This is a genomic window from Rhodovulum euryhalinum (assembly GCF_004342445.1).
Taxonomy (GTDB): domain Bacteria; phylum Pseudomonadota; class Alphaproteobacteria; order Rhodobacterales; family Rhodobacteraceae; genus Rhodovulum; species Rhodovulum euryhalinum.
Genome location: NZ_SLWW01000001.1, coordinates 214,138 through 231,522, shown reverse-complemented (window position 1 = coordinate 231,522; position 17,385 = coordinate 214,138). Strand labels below are relative to the sequence as shown.

Annotated in this window: 13 protein-coding genes; 9 read left to right on the top strand and 4 right to left on the bottom strand. The window is 69.0% G+C overall.

Annotation, left to right across the window (positions count from 1 at the left end):
• Nucleotides 1-7: 7 nt before the first annotated feature.
• Nucleotides 8-1,666: a choline dehydrogenase gene (gene betA, locus EV655_RS01070; RefSeq protein WP_132540470.1), complete on the top strand. Its 1,659-nt coding sequence runs from the start codon at nt 8-10 to the stop codon at nt 1,664-1,666.
• A 16-nt stretch (nt 1,667-1,682) separates the two neighbouring features.
• On the opposite strand, the gene EV655_RS01065 is transcribed toward betA, so the two are convergent.
• From EV655_RS01065 to EV655_RS01055, 3 genes are all read right to left on the bottom strand, one after another.
• On the bottom strand, nt 1,683-1,877 hold the full coding sequence (locus EV655_RS01065; protein WP_132540467.1) for a heavy-metal-associated domain-containing protein: 195 nt from the start codon (nt 1,875-1,877) through the stop codon (nt 1,683-1,685).
• 97 nt (nt 1,878-1,974) lie between these two features.
• Complete coding sequence (locus EV655_RS01060; protein ID WP_243644942.1) at nt 1,975-2,925, bottom strand: DMT family transporter; 951 nt, start codon at nt 2,923-2,925, stop codon at nt 1,975-1,977.
• Between the two features lie 89 nt (nt 2,926-3,014).
• Nucleotides 3,015-4,025, bottom strand: coding sequence for an NAD(P)H-binding protein (locus tag EV655_RS01055; protein ID WP_132540464.1), 1,011 nt, complete (start codon nt 4,023-4,025; stop codon nt 3,015-3,017).
• A 175-nt stretch (nt 4,026-4,200) separates the two neighbouring features.
• On the opposite strand from EV655_RS01055, the gene EV655_RS01050 reads away from it, so the two are divergent.
• The 6 genes from EV655_RS01050 to hisD all read left to right on the top strand — a co-directional run bounded on the left by EV655_RS01050 (nt 4,201) and on the right by hisD (nt 10,436).
• The gene (locus EV655_RS01050) at nt 4,201-4,971 is read left to right on the top strand and encodes an SDR family NAD(P)-dependent oxidoreductase (RefSeq protein ID WP_243644941.1); all 771 of its coding nucleotides are present in this window, start codon (nt 4,201-4,203) and stop codon (nt 4,969-4,971) included.
• A 128-nt stretch (nt 4,972-5,099) separates the two neighbouring features.
• Entirely contained in the window at nt 5,100-6,233 is a 1,134-nt protein-coding gene (locus tag EV655_RS01045) for an ABC transporter ATP-binding protein (RefSeq protein ID WP_132540458.1), read from the top strand.
• On the top strand, nt 6,230-7,315 hold the full coding sequence (locus EV655_RS01040) for an ABC transporter substrate-binding protein (RefSeq protein ID WP_132540455.1): 1,086 nt from the start codon (nt 6,230-6,232) through the stop codon (nt 7,313-7,315). Before EV655_RS01045 ends, EV655_RS01040 begins: the two co-directional genes overlap by 4 nt.
• Before the next feature lie 51 nt (nt 7,316-7,366).
• Nucleotides 7,367-8,293: an ABC transporter permease gene (locus tag EV655_RS01035; RefSeq protein ID WP_132540452.1), complete on the top strand. Its 927-nt coding sequence runs from the start codon at nt 7,367-7,369 to the stop codon at nt 8,291-8,293.
• Nucleotides 8,290-9,090, top strand: coding sequence for an ABC transporter permease (locus tag EV655_RS01030; RefSeq protein ID WP_132540449.1), 801 nt, complete (start codon nt 8,290-8,292; stop codon nt 9,088-9,090). Before EV655_RS01035 ends, EV655_RS01030 begins: the two co-directional genes overlap by 4 nt.
• Nucleotides 9,091-9,104: 14 nt before the next feature.
• Nucleotides 9,105-10,436 (top strand): histidinol dehydrogenase, encoded by a 1,332-nt coding sequence (gene hisD / locus EV655_RS01025; RefSeq protein ID WP_132540446.1) that lies wholly within the window; start codon nt 9,105-9,107, stop codon nt 10,434-10,436.
• Here the strand turns inward: hisD and EV655_RS01020 are convergent.
• On the bottom strand, nt 10,433-12,598 hold the full coding sequence (locus EV655_RS01020; protein WP_132540443.1) for a malate synthase G: 2,166 nt from the start codon (nt 12,596-12,598) through the stop codon (nt 10,433-10,435). The genes hisD and EV655_RS01020 overlap by 4 nt on opposite strands.
• Nucleotides 12,599-12,824: 226 nt before the next feature.
• Between EV655_RS01020 and EV655_RS01015 the strand changes: the two genes are divergently transcribed.
• Nucleotides 12,825-15,338 carry a cation:proton antiporter gene (locus EV655_RS01015; protein WP_132540440.1) on the top strand — a complete coding sequence of 838 codons (2,514 nt, stop codon included), beginning with the start codon at nt 12,825-12,827 and terminating at the stop codon, nt 15,336-15,338.
• Nucleotides 15,339-15,465: 127 nt separating this feature from the next.
• Nucleotides 15,466-17,379, top strand: a complete 1,914-nt coding sequence (locus EV655_RS01010; protein WP_132540437.1) for a cation:proton antiporter domain-containing protein — start codon at nt 15,466-15,468, stop codon at nt 17,377-17,379.
• Nucleotides 17,380-17,385: the final 6 nt, after the last annotated feature.

Below are 17,385 nucleotides of genomic sequence, written 5' to 3'. Positions count from 1 at the left end.
GGCGGGGATGGAGGCCGATTTCGTCATCGTTGGCGCGGGCTCGGCGGGCTGCGTTCTGGCCGACCGGCTGTCCGGGACGGGTGCAAGCGTGCTGGTGATCGAACATGGCGGCACCGATGCGGGCCCGTTCATCCAGATGCCGGGCGCGCTGAGTTACCCGATGAACATGGCCCGCTACGACTGGGGGTTCCGCACTGAGCCCGAGCCGCACCTGGGCGGCCGCCGCCTGGCCTGTCCGCGCGGCAAGGTGATCGGGGGATCGTCCAGCATCAACGGCATGGTCTATGTCCGGGGCCACGCGCGCGATTTCGACCACTGGGCCGAGGCGGGGGCGACGGGCTGGGCCTATGCGGACGTGCTGCCCTATTTCCGGCGGATGGAACACTGGCACGCGGGCGGGCAGGGCGGCGATCCGGCGTGGCGGGGCAGCACGGGGCCGCTGCACGTCACCCGTGGGCCGCGGCGCAATCCGCTGTTCCATGCCTTCGTCGAGGCCGGGCGGCAGGCGGGTTATGAGCTGACGCCCGACTACAACGGCGCCAAGCAGGAGGGCTTCGGCCCGATGGACCGCACGATCTGGCGCGGGCGGCGCTGGTCGGCGGCGACGGCCTACCTGAAACCGGCGCTGAGGCGGTCCAATTGCGGGCTGGTGCGCGCGCTGGCCCGGCGCGTGGTGATCGAGGCGGGCCGCGCCACCGGCGTCGAGGTCGACCGCGGCGGCCGGGTCGAGGTGATCGGCGCGCGGCGCGAGGTGATCCTTGCGGCCTCGACCATCAATTCGCCAAAGCTGTTGATGCTGTCGGGGATCGGGCCGGGGGCGCATCTGGCCGACCATGGGATCAAGGTGATCGCCGACCGCCCCGGCGTCGGGCAGAACCTTCAGGACCACCTGGAGCTTTACATCCAGATGGCCGCGAGCCAGCCGGTGACGCTCTACCGCTACTGGAACCTCTTCGGCAAGGCGCTGGTGGGGGCGCAATGGCTGGTCACCCGGCAGGGGCCGGGGGCGTCGAACCAGTTCGAAAGCGCGGCCTTCATCCGGTCGCGCGCGGGCGTCGACTATCCGGACATCCAGTATCACTTCCTGCCCATCGCCGTGCGCTATGACGGGCAGGCCGCGGCCGAGGGGCATGGTTTCCAGGCCCATGTCGGCCCGATGCGCAGCCCCTCGCGCGGGGCTGTCACGCTGGGCGGCGCCGATCCGGCCACCCCGCCCGCGATCCGTTTCAACTACATGTCGACCCCGCAGGACTGGCAGGATTTCCGCACCTGCATCCGCCTGACCCGCGAGATCTTTGCACAAGAGGCGTTCCGCCCGTTCGTTCGGCACGAGATCCAGCCGGGGCCGCAGGTGCAGACCGACGACGAGATCGACGATTTCGTGCGCGAACATGTCGAAAGCGCCTATCACCCCTGCGGTACCTGCCGGATGGGCGCGGCAAGCGATCCGCTGGCGGTGGTCGATCCCGAAACCCGCGTGATCGGGGTCGAGGGGCTGCGCGTGGCCGACAGTTCGATCTTTCCGCGCATCCCCAACGGCAACCTGAACGCGCCCTCGATCATGGTGGGCGAGAAGGCCAGCGACCATATCCTCGGCCGCCCGCCCCTGCCGCGCGACGAGGCCGTGCCCTGGAGTCACCCTGACTGGCAGACCCGGCAACGCTGAGGACGGCCCCGGCCGGTCAGATCTGCGTCACGCCATAGCCCACCTCCTCGATGGCCGCGATAACCACCGAGGGATCAAGCACGGTTTCGACGCGCACGGTGTGGGCATCGAGGTTGCAGTCGATGCGGGCCGATGGATCAAGGCCGCGGATAGCCGTCTCGATCGTGCCGGTGCAGTGACCGCAGATCATGTCCGGAATGGAAAATCGCATGTCGCGCCTTTGCTGGACTGGTCGCTGTCCGCCCTTATGCGGCTTCCTGCAACCGGAAGGTCAAGGCTGTATGCGCGTGGCCGGATCGGCGGGCCGGTCAGGGCCCGACCCGCCGGCCCACATCCCGGTCCTGCTGGCGTTCCCGGCGATAGACATACAGCCCCGAGCCCAGGATGATCGCGACGCCCAGCCAGGTCACACGGTCCGGGAACTCCCCGAAGACCAGATACCCCACCGCGGTCGCGCCCACGATTTCAAGATATTGAAGCGGTGCCAGGCTGCTGGCCTCGGCGCGGCGGAACGCCTCGGCGATCAGCACGAAGGCCGCGGTCGCGGTCGCGCCCGCCCCCAGGATCGCAGCCCATTCCCAGCCGGGCAGTGCCGGAATCGCCATCTCCAGCCGGCCGGCCGCAACCAGTCCGCCGACGAGAACCGCCATCGCAAGCGCCGCATAGATCGAGGCGCCCATCTGGATCGTCAGCGCCGAGCGGGTGGCACTGGCCCGCCGCAGCAGGATCATGTTCAGCGCATAGGCCAGCGCGGCCAGCAGCGGGAACAGCGCCGCAGGCCCGAAGGCGGCGAAACTGGGCCGGATCACGATCAGCGCGCCGACAAGGCCGACCCCGACCGCGATCAGCCGCTTCGGCCCCGGCACTTCGCCCAGAAGCGGCCCCGCCAGCAGCGTCAGCAGCAGCGGTTCCACAAAGAAGATCGCGATGGCGGTCGCGATCGGCATCACGGCGAAGGCAGTGATGAGACCGAAAAGGGTCGTTGCCATCAAAAGGCCCGACAGCGCCACCACCGGCGAGAGCATCCGCCCGCGAAACCGACCTCGAAGCAGGACTGCCACCGGCAGCAGCCACAGCACCTGCGAGGCGAGTCGCCAAAGCGCCACCTCGAGCGGCGGCATGGCGCCGGTCAGCAGCTTGGCAAAGGCATCGCCCACAGGCAGCAGCAGCATCGCCACCGCCATCGCCGCCATCCCGCCGGGGATCCCGGCGGTGCCGGGCCGGTCGGGCCGGGCGGATCGGTCCTTTTGGCGGGTCATCCTTGGCCCTTCGGCTGTTGGGGGCGGTGTCCGACCGGCATAGGGGCCGGGCCGCCGGGCTGTCAACCAACGGCCCGGGCGCGGTGCCGTCAGAACACCGCGTGCTCGCCCAGATCGACGCGTTCCTCGCCGCGCAGCAGCCGGTCGTAGTAGTCGAACAGCGTCTCGGTCCCGTAGGAGGGGGTTGCCCCGGCATCGTAGCGCCCGGTTGCAGGGTCGAGGACCAGCATCGACTCGGTCGCGTAGTATCGCCCGATCCGCGCGAACTCTGCCTTGTCGCGCATCCGGGGCGAGATGTGGCCCAGTACGCCCAGCCCGCCGATGATCGCATCCATCATCGCCACCGGAACCGCCCGGAACCTGGCCTCGCGCCCCAGCGCCCGGAACAGGTATTCGCCCTGCTCGCGCGGGGTGATCGCCGGGCCCGGCCCGCCGATCGGCAGGATGCGGTTCCTCAGCGCCGGATCGTCCAGGCAGTCGGCCATGTAGCGGCCCAGATCGGCGTCGCTGATCGGCTTGCAGGCCGTCAGCCGCCCGTCGCCGAAGATCAGGAACGGCTTGCCCTGCCGGACCCGTTCGACCTGGCCCGAAAGCGACTTGAAGAACGCCGTCGGCCGCACGATGGAATAGTCCAGCCCCGAGGCGGCCAGTTCCTCCTCGAAGGCCAGCTTGGCCTGCTGGAAGGCCAGCAGCGGCCTTTGCACGCAGATCGCGGACAGCAGGACCACCTGGCCCACCCCCGCCTTGCGTGCCGCGGCCAGCGCATTGGAATGGGCCTTGTGGTCGATCGCCCAGGCGTCCCGCGGTGCCCCCGTGCGCGAGGCGAGGCAGGATACCAGCGCATCGAACCGCTCGCCCCGGAACCCGTCGCGGGCCAGCGAGGCCGGGTCGGTCACGTCTCCCTGCCGCAGATCCGCCCCCGGCGGCAGGCCCCTGTCCCGCGCGCCCTTGCTGTCCGGGCGGACGAAACAGACGACCTCGTGCCCGCGTTCGAGCAGGGCTGTCACCGTTGCCCGGCCGATGGTGCCGGTGGCCCCCAGCAGGAATACGCGGCGGGGCGCGGGCGAGGGGCGGGCGGCGGGCGGGACGGGGGTGGTCATGGGGGTGGTCCTTGCCGGGGCTGGGCGGGTCGGCGCCACTTTAGTCAAGCCGTGCGCGATGCTGAAGGGGGCATCGCCCCGGCCGCGACCCCGATGCTGCCCGGCGCGGTTCGGGTTTGACAGTCCGCCCGCGAACGGGGTCTGATGCGGCCGTGCGAAAATGCGGGGCGGGGCTGTGACAGGGGCGAATTTCGATCTGACGGGGCGGGTGGCGCTGGTCACCGGGGCAAGCCGGGGGATCGGCCGCGCGCTGGCCGAGGGGCTGGCCGCGCACGGGGCCGACATCCTTGCCGTGGGCCGCGACGAGGTCACGCTCGACCCGGTCTGCGAGGCGGTCGCGGCGCAGGGCCGGACCGCGATCCCGCTGGCCGCCGACGTGTCGGATATTGCTGCTATAGACGAACTTTTCAAACGTATTCAAAGTCTTGGAATGTCTCCCGACATCCTGGTGAACAATGCCGGAATCGAGGAGGTCTGCCCCTCTGCCGAGGTGATGCCCGATCTGTGGGACAGGATCGTCGACACCAACCTGAAGGGCGCGTTCTTTGTGGCCCAGGGGTTCGCCCGGCCGCTGCTGGCCGCCGGGCGGGGAGGCAGCATCGTCAACCTTGGTTCGCTGACCTCGGCGGTGGGGGTGCCGACGGCGGCGCCCTATACTGCGTCGAAAAGCGGGCTTATGGGAATGACGCGGGCGCTGTCATCCGAATGGGCGGGGGCGGGGATACGGGTCAACGCGCTGGGGCCGGGCTATTTCCGGACCGAGCTGACCGAGGTGTTCTACCGGGACGAGGACTGGCAGAAGGCCATGCTGGGCAAGATCCCGATGCGCCGGTTCGGCCGGCTGGAGGACCTGGTGGGCGCCACCGTTTTTCTTGCTTCGGACGCGGCGGCCTATGTCACCGGGCAGATCCTTTACGTCGATGGCGGCTATCTGGCGTCGATCTGAACTCCACGGAATTTTCCGGCCATCCCGTCCGGTCGCAGCCGAAGGGTCAACTTGACACTTCCCGCGCGCCCGACCAGCATCCGGGCACGCGCGGGGGTGGGTCGGTGGACACGGGTTCCAGTAAACGGATGGTCGAAATCGCAGGCGTCTCGAAGCTGTTCGGGACGGTCGCCGCGGTGTCGGACGCCACGCTGCACGTGGACCGGGGCGATTTCCTGACCGTGGTCGGCCCCTCGGGGTGCGGCAAGACCACGCTGTTGCGGATGATCGCGGGGTTCGAACACCCGGACGCGGGCGAGATCCGGATCGGCGGGCGGCGGGTCGACGCGGTGCCGCCCTACCGGCGGTCCATCGGCATGGTGTTCCAGAAGCTGGCGCTGTTTCCGCACATGACGGCGGCCGAGAACGTGGCCTATCCGCTGAAGATGAGACGGTTCGCTCCGGCGAAGATCCCGGGGCTGGTGGACGAGTATCTTGGCCTTGTGCGGCTGGGCGATTTCAAGGACCGCCGCCCGCATGAACTGTCGGGCGGCCAGCAGCAGCGGGTGGCGATCGCCCGCGCGCTGGTCTTCAGCCCGGACCTGTTGCTGCTGGACGAACCCTTGTCGGCGCTGGACCGCAAGTTGCGCGAGGACATGCAGCTGGAATTCCGCCGTATTCAGCAGGAACTTGGCGTGACCACGATCAACGTCACCCATGACCAGCGCGAGGCGCTGGTGATGTCGGACCGGATCGTGGTGATGGAGGGCGGCGTGATCCAGCAGGCCGACGACCCGGTATCGCTGTATCGCCAGCCCGGAACGCCCTTCGTCGCGCGGTTCATCGGGGTGACCTCGATGTTCCCGGGCCGGGTGACCAAAGAGACAGGCGAGGCGGTGACGGTGGCGGCGGGCGAGGCCACGCTGACCGCCCGCGGCGGCGGCGCGGTGCTGGGCGCCGGTGCGGCGGTCGAATGCGCGATCCGCGCCGAGCAGATCGCCATCGGCCCGCGGGACGGCGCGCCCCGGTTCGAGAACGCGGTGGACGGCATCGTGCGCCAGCGCATCTTCGAGGGCGAGCGGATGGTCTATGCGGTCGAGGTGCCGGGGCTGGGCGGCGCGGTGCTGAACGTGTTCGACCACGATCCGGTCAGCCATTCGGTTTACGACGAGACCCAGCCGGTGCGGCTGGAATGGGCGGCGCGCGACCTGATCGCCTTTCCGGCGGGGCCCGCCCCTGCCGTGACCACGGAAAACAAACCAACGGGGAGCCTTACGACATGACGATCACCGATTTCGCCGGGCGGCGGACATTCCTGAAACTGGGCGCGGCGGGGGCCGGCGCGCTGGCCATGCCGGGCATCCTGCGGGCGCAGGACAAGCCGTCCGAGATCATCGTGCGGGCCTGGGGCGGCGCCTGGGGCGACGCGCTGAAGGAAGGCGTGGCCGACCCGTTCACCGCCGCGACCGGCATCCCCGTGCGGCTGGATTTCACCGAGGATAACGAGATCAAGCCCAAGATCTGGGCCGCGGTCGACCAGGGGCGCATCCCGCCCATTCACGTCAACTGGGACACCACCACCAACGCCACGATTTCCGCGCTGCGCGGCGTGACGGTCGACCTCAGCGACCTGTCCAACCTCGACGGGCTGCTGCCGCTGGCCAAGCCCACGGGGCTGGACGGCTATCCGCTGGTGAACACCTATGCCTATGTCTATGTCTGCGCCTACCGGCCCGAAGCCTTCCCCGACGGGGCGCCCGACAGCTGGACGGTCATGCTGGACCCGAAATTCAAGGGGCGGGTGGCGCTTTACGATGACGGGATCGGCTTCAACCCGATCGCGGTGATCGCGGGCGGCGGCACGTTCGAGGATATCCCCGGCAACATGGAGCCGGGCTATGAATTCTACCGCAAGCTCAAGGAGAACGCGCCGCTTCTGGGCGAGGATGCCGATTTCACCACCTGGTTCCAGAATGGCGAGATCGACCTGGCCTGCACGATTTCCGTGAACGCGCGCGCCGCGCGGCAAAGCGGGATCGACGTGGAATGGACCGTGCCGAAAGAGGGCTGCAAGGTCGATACCGACGGGTTGTGGGTGCCCAGGGGCCTGCCTGCGAACGAGGAGCACTGGGCCAGGGAGTTCGTCAACTTCGCCCTGTCGCGCGAGGCGCAGGAGAAGTGGTGTTCGCTGCTGGGCCTGCCGCCCGTCTATCCGGGGATCGCGCCGCCCGCGGACCTGGTGGGCGATCCGTCCTATCCGACGAAGCCGGAAGATTTCGCGCGTCTCGTCTCGGTGCCCTCGCCGGTGCTGGTGGAAAACCAGCCGATCTGGTTTGCGAAGTTCAACGAGATCTTCCAAGGCTGAGCCCCGTGCGGCGGGGCCTGACCGGCCCCGCCCAACCCCCGCGAGTCGCGCATGAAATACCCCCTGTCCTGGCGCCTGCTCGACGGGCTGGAGGCCGCCGCGGCGGTGCTATGGCCCGCGCGGCTGCGGCGCCTGACGGCGTGGGGCTTGCTGGCGCCCGCGCTGGTGCTGGTCGGCGTGCTGGTGATCGGGCTGGGCTACATGCTGGAATACAGCCTGCACGAGCTGGACCTGGCCACCTACCGGCTGACAGAGGCCTATAGCCTGACGAATTACCAGACGATCCTGGACCGGCCCGTCTATGCCCGCGTCCTGGGCCGGACGCTGCTGGGTGCGGTGCTGGTGACGGCGATCGCGGTCGCGCTGGCTTTTCCCTATGCCTATGCGCTGGTGCGCACGCGGTCGGCGGCGCTGCGCAAGGCGCTGCTGGTGGCGCTGTTCCTGCCGTTCTTCATCGGGCAGGTGGTGCGGGCCTATGGCTGGCTGATCGTGCTGGGGCGCGAGGGGCTGGTGAATTCGGCGCTGGCGGGGATGGGGCTGCCGACCGTCGATCTGCTGTTCACCTATCCGGCGGTGATCTTCGGGCTGGTGCAATACATGCTGCCGTTTGCGATCCTGCTGCTGGTCCCCGCACTGGCCGCGATCCCCGAGGACATGGAACTGGCGTCCGAAAGCCTGGGGGCACGCTGGATCTCGACCTTTCGCCACGTGGTGATCCCGATGGCGAAACCGGGGCTGATCGGGGCCTCGGTCGTGGTGTTCACGCTGACGCTGACCGATTTCGCGATGCCCGAGATTTTGGGCGGCGGCACGTCGGATTTCATCGCCTCGGCGATCTATGACAGTTTCTTCCAGATCTCGAACCCCGGGCTGGGCGCGGCGCTGTCGATGGTGCTGGTAACGTTGGGCAGCCTGATCGTGGCGGGGGTGTTCCTGGTGGCGGGCACCGGCACGCTGGGGGTGAGGGGCGCGAAATGAGGGGGAGCCTGGGCAAGCGGCTGGTGATCTGGGGGCTGGTGTGGGTGAGTCTCGTCACCCTCAGCCTACCCACGCTGATCGTGATCGGGGCGTCGTTCACCGCCGGAGAGATCATCCGCTTTCCGCCCGAGGGCTTTTCGCTCAGGTGGTATGGCGAGCTCTGGCAGCTCGACTCGTTTCGCGCGGCGCTGGCGCGGACCTTCCAGGTCTCGCTGATCTGCACGGCGGTCAGCCTGCCGGTCGGCACGCTGGCCGCCATCGCCACGGTGCGCTACCGGATCCGGTTCCGCAACGCCGTGCAGGTCTATCTGCTGTTGCCCTTCACCATTCCGCTGGTGGTCTCGGGGCTGTCGATGATGATCCTCTTCGGGGAAATCCGCATCCTCGGCCAGCTCTGGCCGGTCGGCGTCGCGCTCTGCATCATCAACCTGCCCTTCATGATCTGGTCGGTCGCGGCATCGGTGAACGCCATCGACCCCGAGATCGAGAACGCGGCGATGAATTGCGGCGCGCCGCCGCTGCAGACCTTCCTGACCGTCACGCTGCCCGCGGTGATGCCCGGCGTCATCACGGGGGGCCTCCTGATGTTCATCCTTGCCTTCAACGAGTTCCTCGTCAGCCTGTTTTTGACCGACAGCCGCACGGTGACGCTGCCCGTGCAGATCTACAACTCGATCCGGTCGGTGATCACGCCCGACCTCGCCGCGGTGTCGGTCCTCTACATCGCCATTGCGCTCATCGCCGTGGTCCTGCTGGACCGGCTGGTGGGGCTGGAAATCTTCCTGCGCTCGAAATGACCCCGGAGTCGCCCATGTCGCCCAAGATCACCTTTCACGACCTCGCCACGCTGGATGCGGACGCCCGCGCGGGCCTGCTGAAACGGACCGAGGGCGACCTTGGCCCGGTGATGGAAAAGGCCCGCCCCATCATCGAGGCGGTGCGGGTCGAGGGCGACGCGGCGCTGGCGCGGTTCGCGCAGGACTTCGACCGGGCGCCGGTGACGGCGGACGCCATCGCGGCGACCCGCGCCGATTTCGACGCGGCCTTCGACGCGGTGGACCGCGACATGATCGAGGTTCTGGAATTCTGTTCGGACAACGTGCGGCGGTTTCATGCCGCGCAGATGCCCGAGGAGATGTGGTGGAAGGAAATGCACCCGGGCGTCTTTGCCGGCGAAAAGGTGGTGCCGATCGACAGCGTCGCCTGCTACGTGCCGCGCGGCAAGGGGTCGTTCCCGTCGGTGGTGATGATGACGACGATCCCGGCGGTGGTGGCGGGCGTTGGCCGGCCCTTCATCGTCACGCCGCCGGGGCCGGACGGCAAGGTGGATGCGGCCACGCTGGTCGCCGCGCGCATCGCGGGGGTGGAAGAGGTTTACAAATGCGGCGGCGCGCAAGCGGTGGCGGCGGTGGCCTATGGCACCGAAACCGTGCCGCGCGCGCCCAAGATCGTGGGGCCGGGCAGCCCCTGGGTGGTGGCGGCCAAGCGCCTGCTGGCGGACCGGCTGGACCCGGGCACGCCGGCGGGGCCGAGCGAGGCGATCATCCTGGCGGACGGCACCGCGAACGGGCGGGTTGCCGCGCTGGACCTGTTGATCGAGTCCGAGCACGGGCCGGACAGTTCCGCCTGGCTGGTGACCGACAGCCGCGCCGTGGCCGACGCGGCCATCGCCGCGATCCCCGGCTACTGGGCCGAGATGGGCACGGAACGCGTGGGCTATTCGCAGGCGGTTCTGTGCGGGCCGCGGGGCGGCGTGGTGCTGGCCCCCGACATGGGCGCGGCCAGCGATTTCGTGAACGACTACGCGCCGGAACACCTGCAGATTCACGCCGAGGTGCCGCATGATTACCTGGGCGCGATCCGCAACGCGGGCGAGATCCTGCTGGGCGCGCATACGCCGATCTGCATCGGGAATTTCACGCTGGGGCCGAACGCGGTGCTGCCGACCAACATGGCCGCGCTGACCCGCTCGCCGCTGGGGGTGCACGATTACCTCAAGACCATTGGCCTCGGCTACGTGACGCGCAAGGGCTATGACCTGCTGGCGCCCAAGGCCAGGCGCTTCGCCGAATACGAGGGGTTCGACGCGCATGCGAACGCCGTGTCGGCGATGCGCGACACGGCGTTCGGCAACGCGGGCTAGGACCGCGCGCGTTCCGCCTTGCGTTCCAGGCGGCGGGCGTGCAGCACCGGTTCGGTATAGCCCGAGGGCTGCACCCGGCCCTTGAACACCAGGTCGCAGGCGGCCTGGAAGGCGATGCCGTCGAAGCCCGGCGCCATCGGCACATAGGCCGGGTCGTCCGCGTTCTGGCGGTCGACCACCTCGGCCATCCGGCGCATCACCGCCATCACCTCCTGCGCGTCGATCACGTCATGGTGCAGCCAGTTGGCGATGTGCTGGGCCGAGATGCGGCAGGTGGCGCGGTCCTCCATCAGGCCCACATCGTTGATGTCGGGCACCTTGGAACAGCCCACGCCGGCGTCGATCCAGCGCACCACGTAGCCGAGGATGCCTTGCGCGTTGTTCTCGACCTCGCGGATGATCTGGGTGCTGGACCACTTGCGGAAGGCCGCCAGCGGGATGTCGAGAAGGCCGTCGACATGGGCGCGCCGGCCGCCCGCCCTGAGCTGTTTCTGCACCGCCAGCACGTCGACCTGGTGGTAGTGCAGCGCGTGCAGGGTGGCGGCGGTGGGCGACGGCACCCAGGCGCAGGTGGCGCCGGCCTTGGGGTGTTCGATCTTGGTCGACAGCATCGCCGCCATCCGGTCGGGCATCGCCCACATGCCCTTGCCGATCTGGGCGCGGCCCGACAGGCCGCATTCCAGCCCGATATCGACGTTCAGGTTTTCATAGGCGGTGATCCAGGACTTGCGCTTGATGAAGTCCTTGCGGCTGAAGGGGCCGGCCTCCATCGAGGTGTGGATCTCGTCGCCGGTGCGGTCGAGGAACCCGGTATTGATGAAGGCGACGCGGTGTTTCGCCGCCCGGATGCATTCCTTGAGGTTGACCGAGGTGCGGCGTTCCTCGTCCATGATGCCGAGTTTCACGGTGTGGCGGGGCAGGCCGAGGATGGCCTCCACCCGGGTGAAGGTGTCGTCGGCAAAGGCCACCTCGTCGGGGCCGTGCATCTTGGGTTTGACGACGTAGATCGAGCCCGCGGGGGAATTGCGCGGGCCGTCGGTCTTTTGCAGGTCGTGCAGCGCGATCAGCGTGGTGATGGCGGCGTCCATCAGGCCCTCGAACACCTCTTGGCCTTCGGCATCGAGGATCGCGGGATTGGTCATCAGGTGGCCCACGTTGCGCACCAGCATCAGCGCGCGGCCCTTGACGGTGAAGGGGCTGCCGTCGGGGGAGGTATAGGCAAGGTCGGGGTTGAGGGTGCGGGTGACCGTCTCGCCGCCCTTGTCGAACTCGGTGGTCAGGTCGCCCTCCATCAGGCCCAGCCAGTTGGCATAGGCCGCGACCTTGTCGGGGGCGTCGACGCAGGCCACCGAATCCTCGCAATCCATGATCGCCGAGACCGCCGATTCCAGCCGCACGGCGGCCAGCCCCGCCTGGTCGCGGGCGCCGACCGGGTGGGTGCGGTCGAAGACCAGTTCCACGTGGAGCCCGTTGTTGCGCAGGAGCACCGCGTCAGGCGCGCGGGGATGGCCGCGGAAGCCGGCGAATTTCTCCGGCTGTTCCAGCGGGTTGTCGTCGACCAGCAGCGCGCCGCCCCTGACGTGATAGCGCCGCGCGTCGGCGTGGCTGGTGCCCTGGACCGGGAACGCCTCGTCCAGGAACACGCGCGCGCGGGCCACGACGCGGGCGCCGCGGCCGCGATCATAGCCGCCCGCGGGCGGCGGGCCGCCCATCGCGTCGGTGCCGTAAAGCGCGTCATACAGGCTGCCCCAGCGGGCGTTCGCGGCGTTGAGCGCGTAGCGCGCATTGGTGATCGGCACCACCAGCTGCGGGCCGGGGACGGTGGCGATCTCGGGGTCCACGTTGGCGGTGTCGATCTCGAACGGCTCGCCTTCGGGGCGCAGATAGCCGATCTCGGCCAGGAACGCCTTGTAGGCCTCGTGGTCGTGGGGCCGGTCGCGGTTGGCGATGTGCCAGGCGTCGATCTGCGACTGCATCTGATCGCGGACCGCCAGAAGGTCCCGGTTCCGGGGGGTGAGGTCGCGGACGAGCCCGGCGAGGCCGTCCCAGAAGGTGCGGGCGTCGATCCCGGTGCCGGGCAGGGCCCTGTCCTCGATGAAGGCGGCCAGCACGTCCGCCACCTTGAGCCCTGCCTTGTCCACGTAAACGCCGCCGTTCGACATGCTCGACTCCATCGTTCCCTGATCCGGCCTTGTCAGAGCAATTCTAGACCCGCTTTGCAAGGGCATGCATCCGGCAGCGGGCAGAGCGGCCCGCGCGCGCGATCCTGCCGCAAATGCCGCCGCCGCCGGGCCCGGCTGCCCGAAGGGCGGTCACGCGGGGCGCTTTCCCGCCGCCGTCGCGCGTCGGTTGTGGTGCCAGGGCCGCATCATCCGCTATGTGAGGGATATGGATATCGTCGTTCTGACCACCATCGCGGCCTTCCTGTTCCTGTTGATCGGGGCGGCCGAGCCGTTGGCCGCGCGGGCGCGCCTGCCCTACAGCGTGATCCTTGCCGCGCTTGGGGTTCTGATCGGGGCCGGGGCGCTGTTCTTTCTGCGCACGGACCTGACCGACGCGCTGAATCCGGTGGCCGAGGCGATCCTGGGGCTGCCGATCCGGTCGAACGTGTTCCTCTACGTCTTCCTGCCGACGCTGCTGTTCCAGGTGACCCTGGGGATGAACCTGCGGCGGATGCTGGACGACTGGGTGCCGATCCTTGTGCTGGCGGTGGTCGCGGTGGTGGTCGCGACGCTTTCGGTCGGCTATGCGCTGGCCGCGGCAAGCGCGCTGCCGATCGCGGCCTGCCTGCTGGTGGGGGCGATCGTGTCGACGACCGATCCGTCGGCGGTGGTGGGCATCTTCCGCTCGATCTCGGCGCCGCGAAGGCTGGCGCGGATCATCGAGGGCGAAAGCCTGTTGAACGACGCTGCCGCCATCGCGCTGTTCGGCCTCTTCATGGGGTTTGTCATGCTGGGCATGCCGGATCCGCGGCTGGGCGATGCGCTGGCGCGGTTCCCGCTGCTGATCGCGGGGGGCGTTGCAGCCGGCTGGCTGGCGGCGCGGGTAGCGGTCTGGATAATGGCGCTGTTCGGGCGCTTCGAACTGGCGCAGATCTCGGTGTCGGTCGCGCTGCCCTACCTGGCCTATATCGGCGCGGAACAGAGCATCGGCGCCTCGGGCGTGATCGCGGTGGTCGCCGCGGGGCTGACGCTGAACCTGACGGGGCCGGGGCGGTTGCCGCCGGCGGCCTGGGCCAACCTGCGCGAGGTCTGGGACCTGCTGGCGCACTGGGCCGGTGCGCTGATCTTCATCCTGGCCGCGCTGTTGATCCCGCGGCTGCTGGAAGAGGTGCAGGCCGGCGATTTCGCGCTGATCGGCGTGGTGATCCTGGCCGCGCTGGCCGCGCGGGTGGTGATCCTGTTCGGGCTGTTGCCGCTGTTGTCGCTGCTGCGGCTGTCGCCGGTGGTGGAACGGCCCTACCGGGTCGCGATCCTGTGGGGCGGGCTGCGGGGGGCGGTGACGCTGGCGCTGGCGCTGGCGGTGACCGAGAGTTTCCGGGTGCCGGTCGAGGTCAAGCGGGTGGTCGGCATCCTGGCCACGGGGTTCACGCTGTTCACGCTGATCGTGCAGGGCACGACGCTGCGCTGGGTGATCGCGCGGCTGGGGCTGGACCGGCTGTCGCCGATCAACCAGGCGCTGTCCAACCAGGTGATCGCGGTGGCGTTGCAGACCGTGCGCGAGGACGTGGCAAGGACCACCGAAAATTACGAACTGACCCATGACATCGTCCGGTCCGAGGCCAAGCGGTTCGGCGAGCGGCTGGATGCCGCCGTCAAGGCGGCCGAGGAAAATGCCGAGATCCTGGATCGCGACCGGATCACGCTGGGCTTGATCGCGCTGGCCGGTGCCGAGCGCGACGCGATCCTTGCCCGCATCCGCGACCGCACGATGTCGTCGAATCTGGCCGAACAGATCCTGTCGAATGCCGACCGGCTTATCGAGGGGGCGCGTTCGGGCGGACGGACGGGCTATCAGCGTGCGGCGCGCACCAGCGTGGGCTATGGGCGCACCTTCCGGGCGGCGGTGATGCTGCACAACCGGCTGCGCCTGTCGCGGCCGCTGGCCCGGATGAGCGCGGACCGGTTCGAGATCCTGCTGTCGCAGCGGCTGATCCTGCGCGACCTCGGGGGCTTTATCGACGGCCGGATCCGCCGCATCCATGGCCGCCGGGTGGCCGAGCTGTTGCAGGAATTGCTGTCGCGCCGGATCGAGGCGGTCGAGACCGCGCTGGAGGCTCTGCGCCTGCAATATCCGGGCTATGCCGAGGAACTGGAACGCCGCTTCATCCGCCGCACCGCGCTGCGGCTGGAGGAACGCGAATACGACGCGATGCGCGAGGACGGGCTGATCGGCGCGGAGCTGCACACCGCGCTGATGCAGGACATCGCGCAGCGCCGCGCCGCCTGCGAAGAACGGCCTCGGCTGGACCTGGCGGTGGAAAAGGCCGAACTGGTACGCGGTTTCCCCCTGTTCGCCGGGATCGACGCCGAGGCGCAAAAGCGCCTGAGCCGGGCGCTGGTGACGCGCTATGCGAATGCGGGCGAGATCGTGATCCGCAAGGATTCGCTGCCGCGCAGCGTGTTCTTCATCGCCTCGGGCGCGGTCGAACTGGACAGCGCGGGGCAAAGCTGGCGCCTGGGCCGGGGCGAGATGTTCGGGCAGATGGCGATCCTGCTGCAAAAGCCGCGCCGCGCCGAGATAAGGGCCATCGCGCCCTCGACGCTGCTGGTGCTGGACGAGGCGCGGTTCCGGCGGCTGCTGAAGCGCAGCCCCACCCTGCAGGCGGCGGTGCGCGACAGCGCCCGCAAACGCGGCATCGACCCCGAGGCCCTGCTGCTGGAGGGGCAGGAAGCGGCCTGAGCGGTTGCGGACCGTGCCGGTTTCCCGCTTGCCGCGCGCGCAGCGTGCGCTAGGGTTGCGCCGCCCGAGGCGCCGGGCGACTCTGCCCGTGTATGGGCGGCAGCCCCCCAGACCTGCGGAAGGACCGATGGAAAGCTTTCTGATCCAGGCCACGCTGTATCTCGGGGCGATCGTGCTGGCGGTGCCGATCGCCTCGCGGCTGGGGCTCGGCTCGGTGCTGGGCTATCTCCTGATCGGGATCGCGCTGGGCCCCGTGCTGGGCATTGTCGGGGCCGAGATGGACGGCCTGCGCCATGTCGCCGAGATCGGCGTGGTGATGATGCTGTTCCTGATCGGGCTGGAGCTTGAGCCCCGCGCGCTGTGGGCGATGCGCGACCGGCTGGTGGGCATGGGGGGATTGCAGATCCTCATCACCGTGTCGCTGGTCACGGCTGCGGCGATCGTCTTTGGCCAGACCTGGCAGGCGGCGCTGGCGATGGGGATGATCTTTTCGCTGTCCTCGACTGCGATCGTCTTGCAGACCCTGACCGAGAAGAAGCTGATGAACACGCCCGGCGGGCGCAGCGCGTTTTCGGTGCTGCTGATGCAGGACATCGCGGTGATCCCGATGCTGGCGCTGATGCCGTTTCTCGCGCTGGGCGGGGGCGGGCATGGCGGCGCGGGCGACGAGGCCGGGCACCACGGCGCGATGAGCCTGATCGCGGGGCTGCCCGCCTGGGGCGTGACGCTGGTCACGCTGGGGGCGGTCGCGGGCACGGTGCTGGCCGGGCACACCCTGGTGCGGCCGCTGTTCCGCTATGTCCAGGCGGCGCGGCTGCGCGAACTGAATACCGCGATGGCGCTGGTGATCGTGGCGGGGATCGCCTCGCTGATGCTGATGGTGGGGCTGTCGCCCGCGCTGGGGACGTTCCTGGCCGGCGTGGTGCTGGCGAATTCGGAATTCCGGCACGAGCTGGAAAGCTCGATCGAGCCGTTCAAGGGCCTGTTCCTGGGCATGTTCTTCATCACCGTCGGCGCGGGGATGAATTTCGCGATCTTCCTCGAGGCGCCGGTGCTGCTGCCGGTCTATGTGGTCGGCCTTGTCGCGATCAAGGTGGCGGTGCTGTCGGTGATCGCCCGCGCCTTCAAGCTGGACCGCGACAACCGCTGGCTGTTCACCCTGGGGCTGGCGCAGGCGGGCGAGTTCGGCTTCGTTCTGACCGCCTTTGCCGCCTCGCAGCGGATCCTGCCGGAAGACGTGGCCAACATGTCGAACCTGGTGATTGCGCTGTCGATGCTGATCACGCCCGCGCTGTTCATTCTGCAGGAATTGCTGGTGCGCTGGTCCAGGGCCCATGGCGAAAGCCCCGCGCATGACCGGATCGACGAGCAGCACCCGGTGATCATCGCGGGCATGGGCCGGTTCGGGCTGACGGTGCACCGGATGGTGACGATGACCGGCGCCAAGACCACGGTGATGGATCACGACCTGAAGGCGGTGCAGCGGCTGCGCCGGATGGGGTTCAAGGCCTATTACGGCGACCCCACGCGGCCCGAGTTGCTGGGTTCGACCGGAATCGAGACGGCCGAGGTTCTGGTGGCCTGTCTGGGCGATCCCGAGGCGAACACCAAGCTGGTGGCCTATGCCCGCCGCATCCGGCCCGACCTGCACATCATCGCGCGGGCCCGCGACCGGGTGCATGTCTTCGAACTGTATCGCGCGGGCGCCAATGACGTGGTGCGGGAACTGTTCGACAGTGCGCTGCGTGCGGGCCGATACGCGATGGAGCAGACCGGGCTGACGCCGTTCGAGGCCGAGGCCGCCGAGAAGACATTTTTCGAGTTCGACCGCGCGGCGCTGCGCGACCTTGCCACGGTATGGAAGCCCGGCGTGCCGATCGAACAGAACGAAGAGTACATGGCGCTGAGCAAGGTGCTGAACGCCGAGCTTGAGAACGCCTTTGCCCAGGCGCCGCTGGGCGAGGCCTCGCCGCGCAGCCATACCGAGCCGATCTCGCCAACCGAGATCATCGCAAGCGCCGAAGACACCCCCGAGAAATAGCCGCGC